The organism is Streptomyces reniochalinae (genome assembly GCF_003323735.1).
GTDB lineage: Bacteria > Actinomycetota > Actinomycetes > Streptomycetales > Streptomycetaceae > Streptomyces > Streptomyces reniochalinae.
In genome coordinates this window covers 216,040-238,104 of sequence record NZ_QOIM01000036.1, presented here as the reverse complement: position 1 = coordinate 238,104, position 22,065 = coordinate 216,040, and the positions used below count along the sequence as shown (strand labels likewise).

General features: G+C 71.5%; 23 protein-coding genes. 10 read left to right on the top strand and 13 right to left on the bottom strand.

Features of this window, described 5'->3' with window-relative positions; translation table 11 throughout:
• Nucleotide 1: 1 nt before the first annotated feature.
• Both DQ392_RS17260 and DQ392_RS17255 read left to right on the top strand, forming a co-directional pair.
• A complete protein-coding gene (locus DQ392_RS17260; protein WP_114016511.1) occupies nt 2-433 on the top strand; it encodes a nuclear transport factor 2 family protein in 432 nt (143 codons plus the stop codon).
• On the top strand, nt 430-834 hold the full coding sequence (locus DQ392_RS17255) for a PaaI family thioesterase (RefSeq protein ID WP_114016510.1): 405 nt from the start codon (nt 430-432) through the stop codon (nt 832-834). The genes DQ392_RS17260 and DQ392_RS17255 overlap by 4 nt, the downstream gene beginning before the upstream one ends.
• A gap of 19 nt (nt 835-853) precedes the next feature.
• Here the strand turns inward: DQ392_RS17255 and DQ392_RS17250 are convergent, their stop codons facing one another.
• Entirely contained in the window at nt 854-1,510 is a 657-nt protein-coding gene (locus tag DQ392_RS17250; RefSeq protein WP_114016509.1) for a trimeric intracellular cation channel family protein, read from the bottom strand.
• A gap of 448 nt (nt 1,511-1,958) precedes the next feature.
• Here DQ392_RS17250 and DQ392_RS17245 point away from each other — a divergent pair, with 448 nt between their 5' ends.
• The 6 genes from DQ392_RS17245 to DQ392_RS17220 all read left to right on the top strand — a co-directional run bounded on the left by DQ392_RS17245 (nt 1,959) and on the right by DQ392_RS17220 (nt 9,577).
• Nucleotides 1,959-3,185, top strand: a complete 1,227-nt coding sequence (locus tag DQ392_RS17245) for an AAA family ATPase (protein WP_114016508.1) — start codon at nt 1,959-1,961, stop codon at nt 3,183-3,185.
• A 19-nt stretch (nt 3,186-3,204) separates the two neighbouring features.
• Entirely contained in the window at nt 3,205-4,824 is a 1,620-nt protein-coding gene (locus DQ392_RS17240) for a VWA domain-containing protein (RefSeq protein ID WP_114016507.1), read from the top strand.
• Between the two features lie 100 nt (nt 4,825-4,924).
• On the top strand, nt 4,925-5,785 hold the full coding sequence (locus DQ392_RS17235) for an ABC transporter ATP-binding protein (protein WP_114016506.1): 861 nt from the start codon (nt 4,925-4,927) through the stop codon (nt 5,783-5,785).
• Nucleotides 5,782-6,756 (top strand): iron-siderophore ABC transporter substrate-binding protein, encoded by a 975-nt coding sequence (locus tag DQ392_RS17230; RefSeq protein ID WP_114016505.1) that lies wholly within the window; start codon nt 5,782-5,784, stop codon nt 6,754-6,756. The genes DQ392_RS17235 and DQ392_RS17230 overlap by 4 nt, the downstream gene beginning before the upstream one ends.
• Nucleotides 6,757-6,760: 4 nt before the next feature.
• A complete protein-coding gene (locus tag DQ392_RS17225) occupies nt 6,761-8,830 on the top strand; it encodes an iron ABC transporter permease (protein WP_114016504.1) in 2,070 nt (689 codons plus the stop codon).
• Nucleotides 8,831-9,067: 237 nt separating this feature from the next.
• Entirely contained in the window at nt 9,068-9,577 is a 510-nt protein-coding gene (locus DQ392_RS17220) for an MSMEG_1061 family FMN-dependent PPOX-type flavoprotein (protein WP_245981617.1), read from the top strand.
• A 70-nt stretch (nt 9,578-9,647) separates the two neighbouring features.
• Here DQ392_RS17220 and DQ392_RS17215 read toward each other — a convergent pair whose 3' ends face one another.
• From DQ392_RS17215 to DQ392_RS17165, 11 genes are all read right to left on the bottom strand, one after another.
• Nucleotides 9,648-10,070, bottom strand: a complete 423-nt coding sequence (locus DQ392_RS17215; protein ID WP_181856460.1) for a VOC family protein — start codon at nt 10,068-10,070, stop codon at nt 9,648-9,650.
• A 194-nt stretch (nt 10,071-10,264) separates the two neighbouring features.
• On the bottom strand, nt 10,265-10,891 hold the full coding sequence (locus DQ392_RS17210) for a DUF4232 domain-containing protein (RefSeq protein WP_147266535.1): 627 nt from the start codon (nt 10,889-10,891) through the stop codon (nt 10,265-10,267).
• A gap of 302 nt (nt 10,892-11,193) precedes the next feature.
• A complete protein-coding gene (locus DQ392_RS17205) occupies nt 11,194-11,358 on the bottom strand; it encodes an SDR family oxidoreductase (RefSeq protein WP_342774951.1) in 165 nt (54 codons plus the stop codon).
• A 582-nt stretch (nt 11,359-11,940) separates the two neighbouring features.
• Nucleotides 11,941-12,699 (bottom strand): YqjF family protein, encoded by a 759-nt coding sequence (locus DQ392_RS17195; RefSeq protein WP_114016502.1) that lies wholly within the window; start codon nt 12,697-12,699, stop codon nt 11,941-11,943.
• A gap of 66 nt (nt 12,700-12,765) precedes the next feature.
• A complete protein-coding gene (locus tag DQ392_RS17190; RefSeq protein ID WP_114016501.1) occupies nt 12,766-13,983 on the bottom strand; it encodes a cation:proton antiporter in 1,218 nt (405 codons plus the stop codon).
• Between the two features lie 6 nt (nt 13,984-13,989).
• The gene (locus DQ392_RS17185; RefSeq protein WP_114016500.1) at nt 13,990-14,475 is read right to left on the bottom strand and encodes a cation:proton antiporter regulatory subunit; all 486 of its coding nucleotides are present in this window, start codon (nt 14,473-14,475) and stop codon (nt 13,990-13,992) included.
• Between the two features lie 205 nt (nt 14,476-14,680).
• The gene (locus DQ392_RS35860; RefSeq protein WP_281273006.1) at nt 14,681-14,812 is read right to left on the bottom strand and encodes a hypothetical protein; all 132 of its coding nucleotides are present in this window, start codon (nt 14,810-14,812) and stop codon (nt 14,681-14,683) included.
• Between the two features lie 179 nt (nt 14,813-14,991).
• The gene (locus tag DQ392_RS17180; protein WP_114016499.1) at nt 14,992-15,306 is read right to left on the bottom strand and encodes a DUF3040 domain-containing protein; all 315 of its coding nucleotides are present in this window, start codon (nt 15,304-15,306) and stop codon (nt 14,992-14,994) included.
• A 261-nt stretch (nt 15,307-15,567) separates the two neighbouring features.
• Nucleotides 15,568-16,917, bottom strand: coding sequence for an SPFH domain-containing protein (locus tag DQ392_RS17175; protein ID WP_114016498.1), 1,350 nt, complete (start codon nt 16,915-16,917; stop codon nt 15,568-15,570).
• A complete protein-coding gene (locus DQ392_RS17170; protein ID WP_425470547.1) occupies nt 16,914-18,455 on the bottom strand; it encodes an SPFH domain-containing protein in 1,542 nt (513 codons plus the stop codon). Before DQ392_RS17170 ends, DQ392_RS17175 begins: the two co-directional genes overlap by 4 nt.
• Nucleotides 18,456-18,942: 487 nt before the next feature.
• Nucleotides 18,943-19,311 (bottom strand): hypothetical protein, encoded by a 369-nt coding sequence (locus tag DQ392_RS17165; RefSeq protein ID WP_114016496.1) that lies wholly within the window; start codon nt 19,309-19,311, stop codon nt 18,943-18,945.
• Nucleotides 19,312-19,404: 93 nt separating this feature from the next.
• Here DQ392_RS17165 and DQ392_RS17160 point away from each other — a divergent pair, with 93 nt between their 5' ends.
• The gene (locus DQ392_RS17160; protein ID WP_114016495.1) at nt 19,405-19,803 is read left to right on the top strand and encodes a GntR family transcriptional regulator; all 399 of its coding nucleotides are present in this window, start codon (nt 19,405-19,407) and stop codon (nt 19,801-19,803) included.
• Between the two features lie 37 nt (nt 19,804-19,840).
• Here DQ392_RS17160 and DQ392_RS17155 read toward each other — a convergent pair whose 3' ends face one another.
• Nucleotides 19,841-20,968, bottom strand: coding sequence for a DUF1648 domain-containing protein (locus tag DQ392_RS17155; protein ID WP_245981583.1), 1,128 nt, complete (start codon nt 20,966-20,968; stop codon nt 19,841-19,843).
• A 310-nt stretch (nt 20,969-21,278) separates the two neighbouring features.
• Between DQ392_RS17155 and DQ392_RS17150 the strand changes: the two genes are divergently transcribed.
• Nucleotides 21,279-22,019 carry a C39 family peptidase gene (locus tag DQ392_RS17150; RefSeq protein WP_114016493.1) on the top strand — a complete coding sequence of 247 codons (741 nt, stop codon included), beginning with the start codon at nt 21,279-21,281 and terminating at the stop codon, nt 22,017-22,019.
• Nucleotides 22,020-22,065 lie beyond the last annotated feature (46 nt).

Below are 22,065 nucleotides of genomic sequence, written 5' to 3'. Positions count from 1 at the left end.
CATGACCGCGGACACCCGCACCCTCGTGAACCAGCTCCTGCGACGCATCGGCGAGGGCGACCCCGAGCGCATCGCCGAGCTGTACGCCGAGCACGCCGACTGGAAGCTCAGCCGGCCGGAGTCCCGGCATGGCAGGGACATCCTCCCGTGGATCCGCCCACGCTCCAGCCGGGCCGATGTCGCCGACCACTTCCGCTCGCTGGCCGAGGAACACGCACCCGAGCGGGCCGACACCCGGACCGAACGCACCCTGGTGGACGGAAACGACGCCGTCGTACTGGGTGAGATCCGCCAGACCGCCCGCGGCACGGACTCCTACCGCGCCAGGTTCGCCCCGCACCCGACCGTGGCGCACGGCCTGATCACCCGCCACCGCGTCTGCGAGGACAGCCTGGCCGTCCTCGATGCCTTCGACGCAGGGGTGGCACCATGACGACGCCTCGACCCGCCGAGCTCGCCGCCGCCATGCCCTACGCCTCCCGGCTCGGCATCACCCTCGACGAGGCCGCCCCTCAGCGCGTCACCGGCAGCCTCGCGTGGGAGGCGGACCTGTGCACGGTCGGCGGGGCACTGCACGGCGGCGCGCTGATGTCCCTGGCCGACGCTGCGGGCGCCGCCTGCGCCTACCTCAACCTGCCGCCGGGTGCGAGCACCTCGACGATCGAGTCGAAGACGAACTTCTTCCGTGCGGTACGGGGCGGCACCGTCCACGCCACGTCCCGCCCGCTGCACATGGGCCGCACGCTCGTCGTCGTGCAGACCGATCTGCACGACGACGAACACCGCCTGGTCGCCCAGACCACCCAGACCCAGACGGTCCTGCCTGCGAGCTGACACGCCCGGCCCGGCCCATCTACGTACCGCCGTGAGGTGGGTTCGGGCGGCCGGATGTCTCGGGTGGTTCGGGGGCGTTGAGGCTGAAGCGGAGGCCGAGCATGCGGATGAGGAAGCAGGTCAGGGCGGCGCCCAGTGCGGCCGGCAGACCGTAGACCCCCGTTCGGACGGTGAGGACGGTGAGCGCGGCGCCCACGAGGGCGGGGACGGCGTACAGGCCGCTGCTGAGCACCGAGGGGATCCGGCGGACGAGCGTGTCACGGAGGGTGCCGCCGCCTACCGCGGTGAGCACGCCCAGCAGAATCGCCGGTGCGGGGGCCAGCCCGAAATCGAGGGCTTTGCCCGCGCCGATGACGGCGAACGCGCTCAGTCCGACCGCGTCGAGGATGTTGATCGGTGTCTCCAGCCGGTGCAGGTGCTTGCTGAGGGCGAAGGCGATCAGGCCGCCTGCGGCGGCGAGCGTGTAGTACCGCCAGTCGCGGAGGGTGGCGGGTGGCAGCGAGTCGAGAAGGACATCGCGCAGGACGCCTCCGCCCAGCGCTGTCATCATGCCGAGGACGATCACTCCGACCACGTCCAGGCGTGCGGCGCGCACCGCTGTCAGCGCTCCGTTGAGCCCGAAAGCGAACGTGCCGGCCAGGTCCAGGGCGAGCAGGGGCGGTGGTTCGGAACTCATACAGACCGCATACCCGGTGAGGGCTCGCGTCGCGGCGGGCGTACTGCACATGCCGACCTCGAATGCGGCAATCGGGTGCGGTCGGCCACCACACAGGCGGTGGGCCCCGCCGAGCTGTGTTCCCGCCTGCTGTCGGAGACCAGGGACGGGGGGCGCGACGTCCGGAAGAGCGGGCGGCTCACACGTGCGCGGCAACAAGTGCTCGGCACACGGACGAGGCAACGCGTACGAGACGACAACTATGTGGCGCCGCGTTGTACGAGCTGCTCGATGCCCGGCGGCTCCCCCGGTGCCCGCGTTATCTTACTCGGGCAAAGATTCGTTTCAGACGACCAGCCCGGCGTCACCGCTACCGCCCGCGGCAACTCGTCACTTCGTCGTGGCTCCGGGGGATGGGCCACCTCGTCGGCCCGGCAGGCAGGGCGGCGACACAGGCAAGGAGCTGCACATGGGCGCGCCGGACGCGCAGGACCCGCAAGACACGCAGGACCCACGCGACACGGCACGGAAGCTGCGGGCGATCAGCGACGAGTTGTCGGACCGTTTCTACGAGCGGGACGACGTGGTGCGGACGCTGGTGGTGACGCTGCTGGCCGGGCAGCACTCGTTGGTGCTCGGCCCGCCGGGAACGGCCAAGTCCGAGATGGCCCGGGAGCTCACGGGCAGGATCGAGGGGGCGTCCTACTGGGAGATCCTCCTGTCCAAGTTCACTTCCCCGACGCGGATGTTCGGGCCCATCGACGTCGCCGCGCTGACCCGGGGCGAGTACCGTCAGGTCTACGACGGCCGGGCCACGACCGCGCACGTCGCGTTCATAGACGAGATATTCAAGTGCTCAGCGGCGGCGCTGAACGAGACGTTGGGCTACCTGAACGAGCGGATCTACCATCCCGAGAACGGCGGCGCACCGGTCTCCTGTCCCTTGATCGGGGCCATCACGGCGAGCAACGAGCTGCCCAGCGGGGAGGATCTGGCCGCGATCTACGACCGGCTGCTGGTGCGGATCGAGGTCGGTTACCTGTCGGACCCCTCGAACTTCGCCGCGCTGGTCCGCTCCGCCGTCAGCCGCCCGGCACCACCGGCGCGTACGACGGTCGGGTTGGCCGCGCTGCGACAGGCCGTGGCGGAAGCCGTTCCGGCGGTCGAGGTACCCGACGTGATCGTGGACGCGGTGTGTACGCTGCGGGCCGCGCTGCGCCACAAGGAGCTGGTCGCCTCCGACCGCCGCTGGCGCCAGTCGGTCGGCCTTCTCCAGGCGTCCGCGTATCTCGACGGACGTCCGGCGGTCGCCGAGACCGACCTGTCGGTGCTCACCCACGTGCTGTGGGACTCCCCCGCCCAACGCCCGACGGTCGAGCGCGAGGTGCTCCAGCTGGTCAATCCGGACGCCAAGGAGGCGCTGGACCTGGCCGACACCATGGACGAGCTGGAGGCCCAGCTCGATGCCATGGCCGGACAGTCTCGTGAGGCGCTGAGCGAGTGGGTCATTACGAAGGCCCACAACAAGCTCGCCACGGCCGGGAGGAGGCTGGAGAAGCTGCGCGAGGAGGCGGCGGGCGCCGGGCGTTCCACCGCTGCCATCGACCGGGTCACCGGGCGCCAGCGCGCGGTCCGCGTCCGGGTTCTCACCGAGGCCCTCGGGATGGACGCGAGCATGGTGCAGTCCCAGCTCTGAACACCGGGAGGCAGCCGCGATGGACACGGCACGGCAGGGACTCGACGCGCTGACCGGCCGGTCCGCGAAGTGGCTGGGGCTGTCCGCCGCCGCACCCGAGCGGCACACCTCGGCCCTGGTCGCGGACCGGTTCGACCTGCTCGCCTGGCGCGACACCTGCGCGCAGTCGGCCGCACTGCGCGAACTGGCCGAGGAGCTGGCCGGCCACCACGAGCGCACCGACGAGCTGCTGGCCGACGTGTTCCTGGCCGCCTACCAGCTCGATCCGCGGTTGCGTGAGCGCGCCACGATGCACCCTTCCCACCTGGTCAACCACCGGATCATCGGCGAGCTGGCGGAGTCGCCTGAGTGGGCCGAGCTGCGCCGGGAGACGTGCGGCGATCCCTACGTCTCCGCCGTGGCCGTACTCGCCCAGGCCCCGGTCCTGCGCCTGATGCTGGAGCGTTCCGGTCAGGCGCGGGCACGATCGGAGCGTGCGAGGAGGACCCAGCGGGACGCCGCCGGTGCGGCGAAGGCCGTGGCCGAGGCGCTCCGACGAGCCGCGGAGCAGGCGGACGGGGACGGCACGGTTCCAAGCGCGGCCGCCGACGCCGTGGACGAGGCGATCGAGACCGCCGAGGCCGCGGAGGCCGACGCGCAGCGGGCCGCCCATCACGCCGACCGCAGCCTCACGGCGGCGGCCCCCGGTATCGGTTCCGCGGCGCGGAGCGCGGCGGCGGAGGCGGCCGCGACCGTGCGGGAGGAGACCGCGCTGGTGCGGGCATGGGGCGTCGGCGCCGGCGAGTTGGAGCGGGTGTCGTTCGACGAGCGTGCCCGCCTCGCCGACCGGCTGCGCACCAGCCGCCTCGCGCAGTGGGCCGAGCTGATCGGCCGTTTCCGGCAGATGGCCGGCGGTGAACGCGCCCGCAAGGTGGAGAGCGCCACTGGTCAGCTCGTCGGCGTCACGCTCGGCGACGACCTTTCCCGGGTCATCCCCTCCGAGTTGGCCAACCTGGGCGTGCCCGAGCTGCGCGCGGTGTTCGCCGCGCGCTACGCAGCAGGGGAGCTGATGCTCTACGACAGCCAGGACGAGGAGACCGCGGGCCGGGGCGCCGTCATCGCGTGTGTGGACACCTCGCACTCCATGTACGAGGCGGGTCCCGGCGGAGTCACCCGGGAGGCGTGGGCCAAGGCCTGCGCGCTGGCGCTGCTGGATCAGGCCCGCCACGCCGAGCGCGACTTCGTCGGCATTCTGTTCTCCGCCGCCGACAAGCTCCGGGTCCACCGCTTCCCGGCCGACCGGCCCGCCGGGATCGCGCAGGTGCTCGACTTCGCGGAGGCCTTCCTCGGCGGCGGCACCAGCTACGAGAGACCCCTGAGCGCGGCCAGTGAGCTGCTGGAGGAGGAGTACAACGACTCCGCACGCAAGCGCGGCGACATCGTCATGCTCACCGACGACGAGTGCGAGGTCACCGAGGGGTGGATGCGCGGCTGGAACGAGGCCAAGCGGCTGCTGGGCTTCCGTGTCTTCGGCGTGGCGATCGGCGCGCCGGACGCCGCCGGAGCCGGCTCGGTCCTCGAGGCCCTGTGCGACAACCTCCGTTCCGTCGAGGACCTCACCGACGTCCACGCCGCCGCCGACCTCTTCCGCGTGATCTGACCCGGCTGCTCTCCCCCGGCCCCCGGCCCGGCCCCGGCCTCCAGCGGCCTGTGCCGACCCACCCCTCGGCGAGTTACTTAGGTTAGGCTAACCTGCATGCATGAGCGTTGGTGAACACGCCGCCGATGCCCCGCGACCACGCGGGCACGGTCTGGCAGCCGAAGGTGTGACCGTGGCGTACGACGATGTCGATGTCGTGCACGAGGCCGCCCTCACCCTCCGTCCCGGCCGCGTCACCGCGCTCGTCGGCCCGAACGGGAGCGGGAAGTCGACGCTGCTGCGTACCCTCGCGCGCCTACAGCGCGCACGCAGCTGCACGCTGACCCTCGACGGGGAAACGGACGGCCTGGCCCTCACCTCGCGCGAGTTCGCACGCCGCGTCGCGCTGCTCACGCAGGGCCGCCCCACGCCCAGCGGCCTCACCGTCCGCGACCTCGTCGAGTTCGGCCGCTACCCCTACCGGGGCCGCTGGGGCGGACAGGACCCCGACGGGAGCGCCGCTGTGGACCGCGCACTGCGCATGACGGGCGTCGAGGACCTGGCTCGGCGGGGGGCCGAGCACCTGTCGGGCGGTCAGCTACAGCGCGTATGGCTCGCGAGCTGCCTCGCCCAGCAGACGGGTGTGCTTCTTCTCGACGAGCCGACGACCTATCTCGACCTGAGATACCAGGTCGAACTCCTCGACCTGATCCGCGACCTGGCCGACGACCACGCGATCTCGGTGGGTGTCGTCCTGCACGACCTCGACCAGGCGGCAGCCGTCGCCGACCGGATCGCCCTGCTCCACGCGGGGCGGGTCACCGCCGAAGGTGTCCCGGCCGACGTCCTGACGCCGCAGCGCCTGACCGAGGCGTACGGCATCCGCGTCGACGTCGACACCGACCCCCTGACCGGCCGGCTGCGGACCCGCGCCGTCGGCCGGCACCACATGCGAAGCGAAAGGCTCAGCACCATCCCATGAGACGCCCTGTGATCACCGCGTTCGCCGCCGCCACAGCGGCCGTCGTCCTGGCCGGCTGCGGGACGACCGAGTCCGCCTCCACCGGTGCGGACGCGAAATCCGGCCGCATCGCCCTCACCGACGCGACCGGTGCCAAAGTCACTCTCGACGGTCCTGCCAAGAAGGTCGTCGGCACCGAGTGGAACGTCGTCGAGAACCTCCTCTCGCTCGGCGTCGAGCCCGTAGGCGTCGCCGACGTCAAGGGCTACAAGACGTGGAACACCGCGGCTGAGCTGACCAACAGCCCCAAGGACATCGGCACGCGCGGTGAGCCGAGCATGGACACGATCGCCTCCCTCGCCCCTGACCTCGTCGTGGCCACCACCGATCTGCCCGACTCCGCCGTCAAGCAGCTGCGGAAGATCGCCCCGGTCGTGGAGGTGCGCTCCGCCGACGCGTCCGACCAGCTCGGACAGATGAACGAGAACCTGGACCTCATCGCCGAGGCCACCGGCCGGGAGAAGCGGGCCGGCACCGTCAAGAAGCGGTTCGCGGCGAAGCTCGCCGCAGGCCGGAAGGCCCTTGAGGACGCCGGACAGGACGGGACGGAGGTCGCCTTCGCCGACGGCTACGTCGCCTCCAACCAGGTCACGATCCGCCCCTACACCCGGCGGTCCCTCATCGGAGCCGTCAACGAGAAACTGGGCCTGAAGAACGCCTGGAAGGCCAAGGGCGACAAGAACTACGGGCTCGCCAGCACCGACGTGGAAGGGCTCACGGACCTCGGGGACGTCCAGTTCGCCTACATCGCCGACGAGCAGGACAGCCGCGACCCGTTCGCCAAGGACCTGGCAGGCAACAGAACCTGGAAGTCGCTGCCCTTCGTGAAGGCCGGCGACCTGCACCGGCTGCCGACCGGCATCTGGATGTTCGGCGGCCACGCCTCGATGGGGGCCTACGCCGACGCCCTCGTCGACGCCCTCGAGAAGTAGCGCCATGGCCGCCACCGCAACAGCCTCCAGCACCACCACGGCCGGGTCCAGGCCGGCCACGACGGGCGCGGTCGCGGTGACGGCCGCACTCGTGCTCCTGGTCGCCGTCCTCGCCGTCGTCGACCTCACCCAGGGCACGGCCGCCGTCGGCCCGCGCGAGGTGGTCAAGGCGCTCACCGGGCGCGCCGGGCAGTCGGACGCCGCCGTCGTCGTCGCCTCGCGCCTGCCGCGGATGGCCGCAGGGCTTCTGGTCGGCGTCGGTCTCGGCGCCGCGGGCGCCGCGTTGCAGGCCGTGAGCCGCAACGTGCTCGCCTCCCCCGACACCCTCGCCGTGAACGCCGGCGCGTACCTGGGCCTCGGGCTGCTCGCGGCCACCGGCGTGTCGGTACCGTTCCTGGCCTCCTCCGCTGTGGCCTTCGCCGGTGGTCTCGTCGCGGCCGCCGTCGTGCTGGGTCTGTCGGGCCCCGGCACGGGAACGGTACGGCTCGTGCTGGCGGGCAGCGCCCTCGCGCTCGGCGTCACCTCCGTGACCGAGGGCCTGCTGCTGCTCTTCCCCGAACGGACGGAGGGCCTCTACCAGTGGAGCCACGGCGCCATCGCCCAGAACGGGGCGGACGGTGTGGCACAGATGGCACCCGTCGCCCTGCTCGGGCTCGTCGGGCTGCTGCTCCTCGCCCGCCGCGTCGACGTGCTGGGCCTGGGGGACGACGCCGCTCGCGGCCTCGGCGTCCGGGTCAAGAGCACCCGCTTCACGGTGGTCGCACTGGCCGCGCTGCTGTCCGCGGCGGCCGTGACACTCGCCGGTCCGATCGGATTCGTCGGGCTGTGCGCCCCGGCGCTCGTGCGTCCGCTCGGGCGTCTTCACCGGCCCTTCACCCGGGCGCGGCTGACCATCCCCGTGGCCGGTCTGGCCGGCGCGGCGCTCGTCCTCGGCTCCGACGTGCTGTTGCGGGCAGTGGCCGGCTCCCAGCCCGCGGTCGCGGTACCCACGGGCGCGGTCACCAGCGTGGTCGGTGCCGTCTTCCTCGTCACGATGGCCCTGCGCATGCGGGACACAGGCGGCGCGGCCGAGGCCGACAGGCTGCGCACACCGAGCAGGACCGCGTTCGTGACGACCGTAGTCGTACTCGTGGCCGTGCTGGTCGGCGTGACGGTCGCCGCCGTGCTGCTCGGCGACGCCAAACTGCTGCTCGGAGACGTCGCGAACTGGGTGCGGGGGCAGGCGGGCCAGGCCACCGGGTTCGTCCTCGACACCCGGGTACCGCGGGTGCTCGCCGCGCTCCTGGCGGGGGCCGCACTCGCGTTGGCCGGCACGCTGGTGCAGGCCGTGACCCGCAACCCCCTCGCGGAACCCGGCGTGCTCGGTGTCTCCGGCGGGGCGGCGCTGGGCGCCGTTCTCGTCGTCACGACGGTGCACGGGGCCGGCTCGTGGGGCATCGCCGGCGCCGCGTTCGCCGGCGCCTCGGCCACCGCGCTGCTCGTCTTCGGCCTCGCCGCGCGCGGCGGGTTCCAGCACAACCGTCTCGTCCTGGTGGGCATCGGAGTGGCATCCGGAACGACCGCGCTCACCAGCCTGCTCGTCGTCCTGACCGATCCCTTCAACGCGACGAAGGCGCTGACCTGGCTGTCGGGGTCGACCTACGGGCGCACCGCGACCGACGTGCTGCCCCTCGCCGTCGTCCTCACCGCCGGCGCGGCCGTGGCGGTCGCACGACGCAAGGAACTCGACCTCGTCTCACTCGACGAGGACACCCCGAGGCTCCTGGGCCTCTCCCTGGCGCGGAGCAGGCTCGGCTTCCTCGCGGCCGCCGTCTTGCTGAGCGCCACCGCCGTCGCGGCCGCCGGAACCATCGGCTTCGTAGGGCTGGTGGCACCCCACGCGTCCCGCGCCCTGGTGGGGCGCCGGCATGTGCGGAGTGTGCCGGTGGCCATGCTCCTGGGCGCCGTCCTCGTCGCCGTGGCGGACCTGCTGGGCCGTACGGTCATCGCCCCCGCGCAGCTCGGCGCCGGCCTCATGACGGCCGTCGTCGGAACCCCCTACTTCCTCCATCTCCTCGTCCGCAGCCGACGGTAGGAAGCGACAGGAGCGGCCGGCCGCCGAAGGCAGCCGAACCCCACCATCCGTCCACGACCTGTCCGGGCGGCGCAGCGCCGCCTCCCGCAGACCCACACCTGGAGTCCGCACGTGCCCAGCCCCATACCGGCCACCGATACCGGCTACGCCACCGCCGCTGACACCATCGATGCGAACGGCACCGGCAGCGCGGTCGGCGGCGAGCGGCCGCCACAGACCGCGGACCGCACCGGCTTCGTGCCGGTCGACTCCGCCGGGGAGCTGCGCGAGATCCTCGGGCAGCCGCACCCGGTGGTGGTCGACAAGGTGCACCAGCGGCTCACCGACGCCGACCTGGGCATACTGGCGCGTTCACCCTTCGGCATCCTCGCCACCTCCGACGCGGCCGGCAACTGCGACGCCTCACCGCGAGGCGGTCAGGCCGGGTTCGCCCGGGCACTGGACCGCGGCACGCTGGCGCTGCCCGATCTCCCCGGCAACCGCCGGGGAGACAGCTTCCACAACATCCTGGAGAACCCGCACGCCGGTCTGGTCTTCCTCGTCCCCGGCTCCGCCGAGGTACTGCGCGTCAACGGCCGCGCCCGCGTCCTCAAGGACGCGCCGTTCTTCGACGCGATGGCCGTCAAGGGCCGACGCCCCCGGCTCGCGCTGCTGGTCGAGATCGACGAGATCTACCTGCACTGCCCGCAGTCGCTCAACCGCTCCCAGGTGTGGGACGCGAAGAACACGCGGGCAAGGCGCGGATGACGCGCACCGGGGCCGGCCGGCGGGCCGCTGTGTGCTCGGGGCGAGCGGCCCCTCGCGCGGGGGCGCGCGTTCAGCTGCCGTACTTCTCGCGCATCTCCGCGAGGAACTCGGGGGACGGCGTTCCGGGTGTCGACACGTCGATCACCTGTCCGTTGGGGTCTTCGACCAACATGCTGCGCTGCCCGTAGAAGGTGTCGCGCGGCGGTTCGACGATTCTCGTGCCGGCCGCCACCGCCCGTGCGTACACCGCTTCCACGTCGTCCACCACGAAGGTCAGGACGGCACCCTGGGCTCTGCCCCGGTACGCCACCGGGACCAACTCGTGCTCACGGCGCCAGATCCCCAGTTCGTTCAGCGGGTTGTCGGGCGCTTGCAGGTTGACGAACCAGTCGCTGTCGAACGCCACCGTGAAACCGAGGAGATCGACGAAGAAGTCCCGTGTTCCGGCCAGATCGTCGGAGAGGATGTTGGCAAAGGCTCGGTTGATGGTCATGAACCCTCCCTATCAGGAACTTGCCACAGCAATCACGCCTGCACTCTACGTGCGCTCGTTCGGTGCGTCGCGGAAGATCCCGCGGCCGTTGCCCTCGCTCTCCTGTGGCCGGCCGCCGATCGCCGACCGGCCCCGGACGAACCGGCGAAGAGGTGACGTGACACAGATCGCTAGCACCTCGAAGGCCGCGCTGGTCAGTGCTCTTCGAAGACCGGGGTGACTTCCAGGGTCCCCTCGGACGCGTTGCTCACTGGCAGGTTGACGACGACGGGGGCTGTGGCGGAGTGCGTCTCGTTGGGAGGGGTCACCACGAGCGCGGTGCCGTGCACACCCGAGCCGCCGGTGTCGTTGACCGGATAGACGACGCTGGCGGTGGCCGTCTTCCCCGCTGTGAGGGTGAACGCCGTCCCCACCTCTTGCTTGTTGCGGTCCACCGATTGCGTGCCGTAGTTGGTCTTGAGATCGACGCCCGGGAATCCGGACATCCGGCAATCACCACCGGTGTTCGCGAACGTGATGAGGATCGAGCCCACCCCCTCGCGGGCCTCGCCCTGGTCCTTCGCCGAGATACGCAGATCCGAGGTGCGACACGTCGACATCTTCGAAGGCGAAGGGGGACCGTGCCCGCCGCTGCCGGACGACGACCGGGATTCGCCGGAGGAGTCGTCCGTCCCGCTGCTCTTCCCGCTCTGCGACGGCGGCGGTGAGGTGTTCTCCTTGTTCGAGGCGCTCTCGGCGGGATCGCCCGGCACGGGCGCCGCTCCTCCGCTCATCTTCTTGGGGCCCTCGTCGTGGGAACCGCACCCCGTCAGTGAGGCCACAGCCAGTCCCACACCGACGACCGCGGCGAGGCATGCCCGCGTGCCGCACCTCCGCCGGACACCCCCGGCCCGTTCGGCCCGCCCGCCCGCGCTCTCCCCCGGACGCTGTTCTCCCACCACCGTCACTCCCTGGTCACCCTCTCTCCCACGCGCCCTACGGCGCCGGACTCCGGCCGGCGTCCCGCCCCTTGGACAGTCAGATGGTCCGGAGCGCGAAAAGGTTCACGAAGTGGGCCGTGCGCTTCGAACCGCATGCCTGGACGAGCGCCCCGGCGCCCCTGACCGGAACCAGCCCGCTGCGGTCAGCGCAGCCTGACGGAACCCCCGTCGGCCATGACGGTCTGCCCCGTCATGTACCGGGCGTCGTCGCTCGCGAGGAAGGCCACGATGGGGGCGACGTCACGGTCAGGGTCTCCGAAGCGCCCCAGGGGCACGGCGACGCGCGTGCCGCACAAGGGGCACGTCACCGGCAGCTGCACGACCGGAGCCCTGCCCGCCGCGCCTATGGCGGGGGCAGCTCACGCGCATACGGGCAGCAGGCGCGAGCGCGGACAGCAGGGTCCCGACTCGTGAGTGCGCAGCACATCGGCGTACCGGCTATACGCCGCGGGGGCCGTCCGGGCGGGCGACGGCCCCCGGGCCGAGAGGGAGATCCCCGGGCGCGGTGGCTGGTGTGAGGTGACAGGCGATCAGCCGCGCGGGGGCCGCCCGGCTCATCGAGGCGGCGGAGTGGACCGAGGAGAAGACCCAGCAGTTCCTCAGGCTGCTGGCCGAGTTCAACCACGGCATCGAACAGCTCGAAGGCCCTGCCTAGGTCGTGTCTTCAAAGTCCCGCCTGCCTGGCGGCGCCTGGCACGCACGCTCGCGGCGTTGTCGTCGGTCGCCGCTTCCCCCAGGGCTCGGCTTCGCTCGCCCCGGGAGGTGCCCCCACGCAGGGACTCCCTCCTCCGCCTTGCGAGCGCACGCACCAGACACCGCCAGGCCCGCCCTCCGGGCGGACGCCGCTACTTTGAAGACACTCCCTAGGCCCCTGGCTCAGGCAGGGCCCGTCACGGGGTGGGCAGGCCGCCCGGGCGGGCGGGGCGGCCGAAGCGGACCGGCACGCCGGGCGAGTACAGCACGCTCACCGGCGGCCCCGCGGGTGGAGGAACCCCGGCCGCGGCCACCAACTCGTCCCGGCACTCCAGGAGCTCAGCGCGGTGCAGCGGCCAGCGCGGGTGGGCGTTGGGCATGTACACCGGCCGGCCGAAGAAGCTGTTGTGCATGCCCCAGCGGGCGGTCAGGAAGTGTTCGAGGGCGCTCGGCTCCCCGATCCGCTCACCGACCCGCACCCTGATCCGGCAACCGAGCCCGCGTGGCCCTGGCCGGCGCCGGCTGCTGACATAGCTGACGGTGTCCGCGTCACGCCGGACCGACATCCTCGCCCAGACGTACGGCAGCCGGAAAGCGAGGCGCGCGACGGCCACCGGCAGCAGCCGCGAGGCCTCCAGCGAGCGGAAGACCACGCCGCGCCGGCCCTGCCGGTCCACCGAGTAGAGGCGGACGTTGGTCTCGGGAAAGGTGCCGAAGTACGGAACACCCGGCAGCCCGAACCAGCCGACCCGGTGCATGCGGAACGCCACCAGACCGACGTAGGCGCGCCCGTCGTGGGTGTCGGGGACGGTCCCGGCAGGAAGCAGCGGCGCCACATCCGCCGGATCGACGGCCCAGTGCAGGAACGACAGGTCGAGCCAGGACTGGGTGGAGAGCGCGACCCGGACCTCGCGCGTCGGCTCGGGCGTGATCATCTCCACGGGAGCGCGTTCCATGGCGCCAGCCTGGCACACGCCCACACGAGCGTCGGCCCGGGCGCCCGGGCGCCGGCGTTGCCTGTCTCAACTGTTCGTGCGGACCACTTCGGCGGATTCCGCCGGCGCGACGGCAGCCTGTTGTGCGGCGGTGCGCCGACGAGTGAGGCGGCGGGCGAGTGGCTCGGTCCAGCGGGCGGTCAGCGGCCCGATGATGACGAGAATGAGGACGTAGGCGGTGGCCAGCGGACCGATGCGGGGCTCGACCCCTACGGCGAGGCCCGCGATGACGATGGAGAACTCCCCGCGGGCCACCAGTGTGCCCCCGGCGCGCCAGCGGCCCGCGGTCTTGATTCCGGCGCGGCGAGCCGCGTACCAGCCGGTCGCGATCTTCGTCAGCGCCGTGACGACGGCGAGGATGAGAGCGGGCACGAGGACGGGCGGGATGTCGGCCGGGTTGGTCGAGAGGCCGAAGAAGACGAAGAAGACGGCGGCGAAGAGGTCACGCAGTGGCGTGAGGAGGCTGCTGGCGCCCTCGGCGACCTCTCCGGACAGGGCGATGCCGACGAGGAACGCGCCGACGGCGGCGGACACCTGGAGTTCCTGTGCGATGCCGGCGACCAGGAGGGTGAGTCCGAGGACGACGAGGAGGAGCATCTCGGCGTTGTCGGAGGAGACCGCCTTGCTGATCAGGCGGCCGTGACGCAGGGCCAGGTAGAGAACAGCGGCGACCGTGCCCAGGGAGATCAGCAGGGTCAGGGATCCGCCGGCCAGGCTGACTCCGGCGAGCAGCGCGGTGAGGATCGGCAGGTAGACCGCCATGGCCAGGTCCTCGATGACCAGGACGCCGAGAATGACAGGGGTCTCGCGGTTGCCGAGGCGTCCGAGGTCGCCGAGGACCTTCGCGATGACGCCGGAGGAGGAGATCCAGGTGACTCCGGCCAGCGCCACGGCGCCGACCGCTCCCCAGCCGAGGATCAGCGCGGCGAGGGCACCGGGAAGCGCGTTCAGTACGAAGTCGACCGCTCCGGAGGGATACTGCGTCTTGAGGTTGGTGACGAGGTCGGAGGCGCTGTACTCCAGCCCGAGCAGGAGCAGCAGCAGGATGACGCCTATCTCGGCGCCGGTGGCCACGAACTCCTCACTTGCCTGGAGAGGGAGGATGCCTCCTTGTCCGAAGGCGAGCCCTGCCAGCAGGTAGAGAGGGATGGGTGAGAAACCCACCCGTCCGGCGAGGCGCCCCAGGAGACCGAGGGCGAGAATGATCGCCCCGAGTTCGATGAGCATGGCAGTGGTGTTGTGCACGGGCGTCTATCCTCCGATGATCAGTTCGGCGACGGCGTCCACGCCCTCCCGGGTTCCGACGACGACGAGGGTGTCGCCGATGGCGAGGCGGAAGTCCGGGGTGGGCGAAGGGACAGCCGCGGTCCGGCGCAGAACGGCGACGATGGAGGCGCCGGTGCGGGTACGGGCCTGGGTGGAGCCGAGCGTGCGTCCTGCGTACGGCGAGCGTTTGGTGACCTCGATGTGTTCGGTGACCAGGTCGATCTCGACCTGCTGTTGCAGGTGGGCCACCGGGTCGTCGGTCAGCAGGTTCGCCAGCGCGGTCGCCTCGTGGGGTGTGAGGGTGGCCGCGTCTTTGCAGCTGTCGTCGTCCTCGGGGTCGTGGAAGGCGAGGATGCGCCGGCCGTCCTGGCAGACGACGACCGAGAGGTGGGGACCGGCACCGGTTTCCAGGTCGTAGCGGGTGCCGACGCCGGGCAACGACGTCTTGCGGGTGTGGGTGGAAGGCTCCATGAGGTGCTCCAGAAGGCGCGGATCGGGATGTGCGGCCGGCAGGCGTCGCGACGTGGGGACCGCGTCGCGACATGTGCCTGTACTGCCTCTGCCCGGGAGGACTCCTGCGGCATGCGCCGGACGGCGTGCGTGCGCTGTCAGGGCACGCGGCCGGTGAGCGCCCCTGGTCTGGTCCGGCAGGGGCGGCGATCCGGGAGCGTCAGCGTCAGCGCAGGCGGCAGGTATCCGGCACGCTGCCGCGCGCGGCGTTCTCGACGCGCACCGGGACGGGCGGCGGTGCCGGTGGGCGACAGACCACCGCGACGGACAGATAGAGGGCGTGGCTCCCCTGACCCATGTCACGCCCCCCTTGCCCTCTCGGTGCCATGGCCGTCAGCCGCCAGGACTTCACGTAAGCATTCACCCGCTCAATGGAGCGTAATGCTTCGGCAAAGAATTGTACCGCAGGAAGAATGGCGCAAATGTGCTGTTGCTATTGCACAGGGGGAGAAGAAGGGCGCTGTCCGATCCGCGAATTCACGGAGACCGGCGCTCGTCGCGGTGCGTCCGACCGGCGTCCGGCCTGCCGGGGCGACGCCGCTCGGGGTCGAAGAGGTGCCCGGCGGCCCCGGCGACCACGAGGCCGGAGGTGATGAGCAGTCCGTCACTGATCACCACGCCGAGGCCGAGCAGGACGACGCCGACGGCCAGGGACGACCACGCGCGACCGCGCCGGTACTCCCGCGGCAGGCACGGCCTGCCGCTCTCCATGGCATGTGCGAACCGCGGATCCTCGCTCCGCATCCGGGCGTCCATCTCGTCCAGGAAACCGTTGCCGTGGCGGCCGGCCATGGCCCCTCCCTCCCACTCCCCGGTCTCGTCCGTCGGCGGCCGTCCCGCGGCGGGCGGGCCTGGCCCCGGGGAAGCTGGTGCCGGTTCCGTCTCCACGATCGCGCGGCCCCGCGGCCGCCGCCATCCGCAGCGACACCCATTCCCCGGGGGACCGGAAATGTACCTGCGCTTCTCAGCGGTGCGCGGGACGACCGGGACGCGCCACGCCCCCGCTGCGAACGGAGCGGGGGCGTGGGAACGCGTGGGTGGGGTGTGGCGGTGCTACTTGCGCTGCCACACGTCCGCGACGGCCTCACCGACAGCCGTGGGGTCGGGCCTCTCGGCCGCTTCGGTAGCCCCACCGCTCGGCAGCTGGTGCAGACCGGGCAGTAGTTGTGCCGCCAGCAGCGTGGCCAGCGCGGAGGTGTCACTGCCGGCGGAGCCGTCGGTGCGCAGCACGACCGGCTGTGGAGCCTTGCCCGCGAGCACAGCACCCACGTCCAGCCTGCGCCGCGCCAGCTCGTACTGCAGTACCGCGCGGTTGTCGCGGTAGGCCTGCGCGAGGGTGCGCTGGGCGCGCGCCTCGTTCTCGGCCGCGATCAGCCCGCTGCGGCCCCGCGTCTCGATCTCGAAGCGCACGTTCTGCGCCTCGGTCTCCTGCTCTTCCAGGAGCTGCGCGACCTGTTCGCGCGCCTTGTTGAGCGCCGCCTTCACCTCGACGATGCGCGCGTCGCGCACCTTCTTGGCACGCTCGATGTCCATTTGCAGGCTGTCGATGCGGCGCTTGCGCGAGAGCCCCCACTCCTGTTCGTACGCGGTGGCCTCCTTGGCGACCCGCTCCCGGGTCGCCAGGTGCTGCTGGTACTGCGCGGGCAGTTGCACATCGGGGATGTTGGCACCGGTGATGCGCACGCCGTAGCGCGAGAGCTGCCGGTTCAGCAGCTCCTGCATGTCGGCGACATCCGAGCCCCGCAGGTCGTACGCCTGCTCGGTGCGCACGCGGCGGCCGCGCTGCCGGATCGCGTCCTGCACGGCGTTGGAGAGGACGAGATCGAAGTTGCCCGCGCCGATGGTACGCACGAACAGCACCGCGTCCGTGATGCGGAACTTCAGGAAGAACTCGATCGCGCGCAGCGGCACGTTCTCCCGCGTCGGGCAGGCCACCACCGGTGCCGAGTACGGGATCTCGGTGGCCGTGTCCACCACGAAGTCCACCCGCGACCAGGGATGCCACAGGTAGTGCCGGCCCGGATCCAGGGTGCGCGTGATGGCACCGTACCGGGTCAGAATCCCGTTGGTGCCCTGCTCGATCTCCACGATCGAGGAACGCCACCACCACAGCGCCCCGACGACGAGGAAGAGCAGCCCGAACACGAAGGTGACGGTCGCGAGCGTGTCGAACACCTCGCCCGCGGTGCCGTCAGGGGCCTGCACGGTGGCCATGGCGCCGGCGGCCACGGCGAGCAGACCGAGCCAGAACGGCACCATCCACCACACGCGGCGGCGGTGCTTGGGGATGATGACGGGGACGAGTGTGCCCGCCTCGCCGCCGCGCAGAAGCTGCGGAATGTCGCTCCAGGGCGCCACCTCCTCCGAGATGACGGACCTGCGGCTGCCCACCGCCGTGCTCATTCGGACTCCCCCCAGACATCATCGCTCGGCCCGAAGGGATCGTCGGCGCCGTCCCAGGACCCGCGCCCGCTCCGCTCCGCGGCGGACCGGCCGTCGTTCTTCTCTTCTCCGGCGCTGTGCGGCCCCGCGCCCTCGGGCGCCGCCGCACCACCGCCGCCCACCTGCGCGGGCACGGTCGGCTGATCGGCCTCGCGCAGTGCGCTGATCTCGGCTTCCCGCTCCTCGATCCGGGCCGACACCTCCGCGAGCCGTGCGCGGACCGCCGCCATGTCCTCCTGGGAGAACAGCTCTCCGCCCCGCTCGCCGACCAGTTCGCGGGCGAGCGAAAGGAAGTTCACGCCGACAGCGCCGTCCGCGCCTTCGTCCGCACCGCCGATCCGCACCAGCCTGGGCAGGTGGTCGGCGACCTTTTCCAGGGTGTCCAGCACCTGCTGCTGGTAGCGGTACTCCAGGATCTCCGGCGCCTCGGCGGCGGTGACCGCGCGGATGTCCAGTGCCTGCGCTTCCAGAAGCGCCGCGTTGGCCTTCGCCTCGGACTCCGCCTGTACGTAGCGCTGCCTGGCCAGCGCTCCGGCGCGATTGGTCTCGCGCTCGACGGAGGTGTCCATCTGCGCCTGGTACTGCGCGATCTCCGCCTGGATCGCGGACAGTTCCTCCTGCTGGGAGGCCAGCTCCTTGGTGAGGTCGCCCTCGTCCTGCTCCTTGCGCAGCTGGAGCGCGTACTCGTGCGTGTAGGCCTCCTTGGCGACCCGCACCATCTCCGGCGAGGCCAGGTCCATGCGGTATCCGCGATCCGAGGGTTCGGCGTGTGTGATGTTGGCGTTCGTCAGCTCGACAGCGGGCCGGAACTGCTGGTTGAGCTGCTCCAGCAGTCTGCCGGTGTCCTCGCCCACCATGTCGTAGATGCCCGCGGCCTCCTGCTCGTAGATGAGGCTGCGGATGGTCTCGCTGACGGCGTTGCTCAGCTTCTCCTCGAAGCCGCGCACCGCACCGAGCGTGTAGACGAACTCCACCGGGTCACTGATCCGGAACTGGATGAACAGGTCGATCGACGCCTTCACCCCGCCCCGTGTCGGCGCCTCGCGCACCGGCGCGTTGAACGGGTACTCGCGCGTGGTGTTGATGATGTACGAGACGCGTTTCCACGGGTTGAGCAGGATGACCCGTCCCGGGCCCACCACCTGTTCCAGCTTTCCGAACCGGGTGATCAGCGCGTGGCACCCGTCCGGCACCATCACCATCCCCTGTCGCCACCACACGAAGGCGACCGCTGCGAGGGACAGCACCCAGTAGTGGATGCCGAACAGCGGATTGAGCAGCGGACCGCTGTCGGTGAACGACGAGATGGCGGAGGTGATCGCCACGCCGATCAGGCCCACGACGAGCAGCATCGAGACCGGCAGCATGGTCATGAACGACCGCCCACGCGGCAACACCATCGGACAGATGCGGTGCACCTGTTCCAGCCCGTCGCGTTTGAGCGCGCTGTGGTTGAGTTCCTCCCCGGCCTCGTCGAGCGGCACCGTCTTCTGTTCCATGACGGTGTCGATGGAGCCACCCTGTTCGCGCGCGGCGGGGAAGTCCGACGGATCGATCCCGTCCTCCCTGCGCTCCCCGTCCTGCGCCGCGCCGCCGGCCCTGCGGCGCACCTCCGACTCGGCAGCTTCGCGCGCATCGGCGCCCTTGGTCACGGCCCGTGCGACTCTGCGCACACTCTCCCGTGCCACACAACCCCCTTGTTCACGTGGGACGCGCGTCGCACGCCCCCGTTGCTCTGCACCTGTGAGGGGCCCCGCCCAGAACACGGTGAAGTAAAGGATTCATCAAGGCCCCCGGTAAGCGGCTGCTTCCCCGTTGCCGGCGGTTAACACATACGCGCGCCAACAGTTGCCGTCTCACATGCGGTGTCGGGGCGGATTCGATGCTTGGCGCAGGTTCGGTGCCGAACCAGGTACGCCGCCCGAGCGGACTCGGTGTGGCCCGGGCGCGGGACATCCGCAGGTGTCTTCGTGCCGGACACCTGGGTCACGCCGCACTCCTCGCACCGCGGGCGATGTCCCGGGCGAGTCCCGCGGCGTTGCTGTGCGAGACGACGATCTCGTCGAAGTCACCGCCCGCGGCCGCCCTGTCGAGCAGGACCCGCACCCCGGGCTCGCCACGTCGGGCCGAGACGAGTTGACGCGTCCCGGTGAAGAGGCCCCACACACCGATCTTCGTGAAGAAGGACTGATAGCCCTTGCGGCCTCCGCGGGTCTCGCGCAGCGGTCGCTCGACGCACGTGACCTCACGCACGGCCGCCAGCGGAACCGTCACCGACCGCCTGCGGGCCCACACGCTCTCCCGGCTGCTGAACTCGACCGTCAGCGCACCCCGGTGCACCTTCACCATTGCCATGGACACTCTCCCCCTCTCGTCCGGCACCGCCGGAGGGTGCCGACCCCCGATGAGCACCTGTTCTAGTGAATGTATAACAGATAGAGTGGACTGGTGCACCTAGTACTCGACCTCGACAGTGAGGTGCCGATCTACCAGCAGATCCGGGACCGCGTGGTGGAGGCCATCGCCGACGGCCGGCTGCCCGGCGGCACCTCGCTGCCCTCCACCCGGCAGCTGGCGGTGGACCTGGCCATCAACTTCCACACCGTGAACAAGGGCTACGACCTGCTGCGCCGTGAGGGAATCATCAGAATCAACCGCAAGAGCGGAGCCGTGGTGCGCCCGGACGCGGGCCAGGGCCCCGCGGACGCGGAGGGGGCCGCGCACTGGGAGCGGCGGGCGCGCACGCTTCTCGCCGAGGCCGTGGTGCGCGGAATCCCCAGGCACGAGGTCGTCGACCGCGTGCGAGCCGTCCTGGACGGTTTCGAGGCGGCGGAGGACCTCGGCTGAGCGGTGCCGAGGCGCGGCGCGCTCCCTGCCGCAGGCGTCAGGCGAACAGTCCGGCGGTCGCGAGAGCGGCGGAGCCGAGGGCGACCAGGGCGACGATCATGCCGGTCAGTGCCCGCGGGTTGCCGAGGTTGAGGGTCCAGCCCATACCGACGCGACACGGCACGAGGATCGCCGGGTCGCCGCCGTTGGCGTAGACGGTGCCGCCCGCGTGCCAGTACCGGTCGTCGTCCCGCTGCACGAGCCCGGTGTTCTCCGCGCCCTCGGTGTCCCGCCCTTCCACGAGCCGCTGCCCTGCGGGCCCGACCCGGACGACGAGTCCTGCGACGATCCCGAACGTGACGAGGGCCGGGATGCCGACCACGGCGAACAGCGGCGCCGTGGAACGGACGCCGGACCACACCATGACGGACAGCCCCAGCAGCATGAGGTCGGACACCGCGCAGATCGCGAACAGGGCACGCGAGGTGGCGGCCAGAAAGCGGCGGTGGCGTACCGCTCCGGCCCGCGGTCGCGACGCGTCCAGACCAGGCCGCGAGCGCAGCACGGCGGCGACGAGCGCGAGCACCGCAGCGGTGCCCACGAGCTGGCCGAACACCAGGCTGAAGGCCGTCCAGAAGGTCGTGGCGACCTCGTGGTACCGCGTCCCGTCGCCCGTGCGCGTCGGTATGGCCAACGTCTCCGGCAGCGTCGGGTAGACGGCAGTGCCCACCGCGGCGGTGGCCACGATGACGAGGTACGACGGGACCGACCACGCCCACGGGACGCGCACCGGGTCGGTACGCAGCGAGGTGTCGGCCACCACCCCCTGCCGCAGCCCGGCGTACCACTGTTCCCGCTTCTTCGTCTCGGCCAGGGCACGGTGCGCGCGCAGCCACACCGCGGCGGCGACGGCGCACAGCGGCAGGCCCGCCACCGCCCCGGCCGCGACGCCGTCGAGGAGCGCGCCGAGTCCCGCCGCCGCCGCCGTGGCGGCCGCGGTGGCCCACAGCACCGCCGCGCGGTACTGCCGGCGTACAGCGCCGACCCGCGGGTCCTGGGTCCGGCTCGGGGGCACCCGGACGCCGAAGGGCACCGTTCCGGGGTTCAGCAGCGCGCTCGGCGCCGCGTAGAGGGCGGCGCCCAGGAGCAGGAGCAGACCCGCGTTGAGGAGCGAGCTGACGAGCACGGCATTCACCTGTTCCGTTCCGCACCGGATCGTTCCGCCCCACCGGGCTTCGGTGGTCACCGGTGCCGCCTGGCCTGGACCGTTCGGGCCGAACAGGGAACCGCCGCGCGTGTCCCTCCGGGCCGGTTCCCTGCCCTTCAGTAGCGTAACCGCGCACGGCGGGCCGTCTCGCGGGGCCGCCACCTCAACTGGGCGGTCACCGCGCGGATTTCGTCGGCACGAGCAGGTCAGGTGCGCATGGCCTTGTACAACTCCGCACGACTTGGCATGCTCACTTCGCTTCCATTCCCCCCACTGCAAGGGAGCGCTCATGCGTATCAGATCCGCGGCCATGGCCGTGGCCCTCTCCGCCACCGGGCTTTTGACCGTCCCCGCGCTGGTGCAGCCGGCCGCTGCCGAGTCCTCCACCATCCACGCCCAGCCTCTCGACGCGGGCCGGGTCGCCCAGCAGGTCGACGCGCTGCCGGGCGGCGCCGCCCGGCCCGTGGACATCACACGTGACGGCTCCACGCTGCGCACCGACGGCGCCAGCACGAAGGCGTCCAAGACCCTCGACGTCGACTACCAGGTGCAGGAGACCGGGTACTGGTGCGGTCCCGCCGCCACCCGCATCGCCCTCTCCGCACGGACGGCCCCGCCCTCCCAGGCCGACCTCGCCGCCCAGCTCGGCACCGACGAGAACGGCACCGACCACATCGGCCAGGTCACCACCGTCCTCAACAGCAACCTGGGCACGGACTGGTACAAGACCACGGAGATGCCGAACGACCCGCCCACGCAGCAGCAGAAGGACCAGCTGTGGTCCGATGTCGTCAGGGGCATCGACAACAACTTCCCGCTGGTGACCAACATCGTCGCTCCGCCCGGCAACCAGCCTCCCGGCTATCCGTCGGACCAGACGATCTACCACTACTTCACCGTCATCGGCTACGACGACGCCAACGGCAGCGTGCTGATCGCCGACCCCGCCAACTTCGGCGGCAACCAGATCTACTGGCTGTCCTTCGACCAGCTGGCGAGCCTGGTACCGCCCAAGGGCTACGCCGGCTGAGTCCGATGTCCCCTGCGGCGGTCTGCCGGACGCAGCCACCGCAGGG

Bases quoted from the DNA above. Each gene is read 5' to 3' on its own strand.
- DQ392_RS17260 (WP_114016511.1), top strand. From the start codon at position 2: ATGACCGCGGACACCCGCACCCTCGTGAACCAGCTCCTGCGACGCATC.
- DQ392_RS17255 (WP_114016510.1), top strand. From the start codon at position 430: ATGACGACGCCTCGACCCGCCGAGCTCGCCGCCGCCATGCCCTACGCC.
- DQ392_RS17250 (WP_114016509.1), bottom strand. From the start codon at position 1,510: ATGAGTTCCGAACCACCGCCCCTGCTCGCCCTGGACCTGGCCGGCACG.
- DQ392_RS17245 (WP_114016508.1), top strand. From the start codon at position 1,959: ATGGGCGCGCCGGACGCGCAGGACCCGCAAGACACGCAGGACCCACGC.
- DQ392_RS17240 (WP_114016507.1), top strand. From the start codon at position 3,205: ATGGACACGGCACGGCAGGGACTCGACGCGCTGACCGGCCGGTCCGCG.
- DQ392_RS17235 (WP_114016506.1), top strand. From the start codon at position 4,925: ATGAGCGTTGGTGAACACGCCGCCGATGCCCCGCGACCACGCGGGCAC.
- DQ392_RS17230 (WP_114016505.1), top strand. From the start codon at position 5,782: ATGAGACGCCCTGTGATCACCGCGTTCGCCGCCGCCACAGCGGCCGTC.
- DQ392_RS17225 (WP_114016504.1), top strand. From the start codon at position 6,761: ATGGCCGCCACCGCAACAGCCTCCAGCACCACCACGGCCGGGTCCAGG.
- DQ392_RS17215 (WP_181856460.1), bottom strand. From the start codon at position 10,070: ATGACCATCAACCGAGCCTTTGCCAACATCCTCTCCGACGATCTGGCC.
- DQ392_RS17195 (WP_114016502.1), bottom strand. From the start codon at position 12,699: ATGGAACGCGCTCCCGTGGAGATGATCACGCCCGAGCCGACGCGCGAG.
- DQ392_RS17185 (WP_114016500.1), bottom strand. From the start codon at position 14,475: ATGGAGCCTTCCACCCACACCCGCAAGACGTCGTTGCCCGGCGTCGGC.
- DQ392_RS35860 (WP_281273006.1), bottom strand. From the start codon at position 14,812: ATGGGTCAGGGGAGCCACGCCCTCTATCTGTCCGTCGCGGTGGTCTGT.
- DQ392_RS17180 (WP_114016499.1), bottom strand. From the start codon at position 15,306: ATGGCCGGCCGCCACGGCAACGGTTTCCTGGACGAGATGGACGCCCGG.
- DQ392_RS17175 (WP_114016498.1), bottom strand. From the start codon at position 16,917: ATGAGCACGGCGGTGGGCAGCCGCAGGTCCGTCATCTCGGAGGAGGTG.
- DQ392_RS17170 (WP_425470547.1), bottom strand. From the start codon at position 18,455: ATGGAACAGAAGACGGTGCCGCTCGACGAGGCCGGGGAGGAACTCAAC.
- DQ392_RS17165 (WP_114016496.1), bottom strand. From the start codon at position 19,311: ATGGCAATGGTGAAGGTGCACCGGGGTGCGCTGACGGTCGAGTTCAGC.
- DQ392_RS17150 (WP_114016493.1), top strand. From the start codon at position 21,279: ATGCGTATCAGATCCGCGGCCATGGCCGTGGCCCTCTCCGCCACCGGG.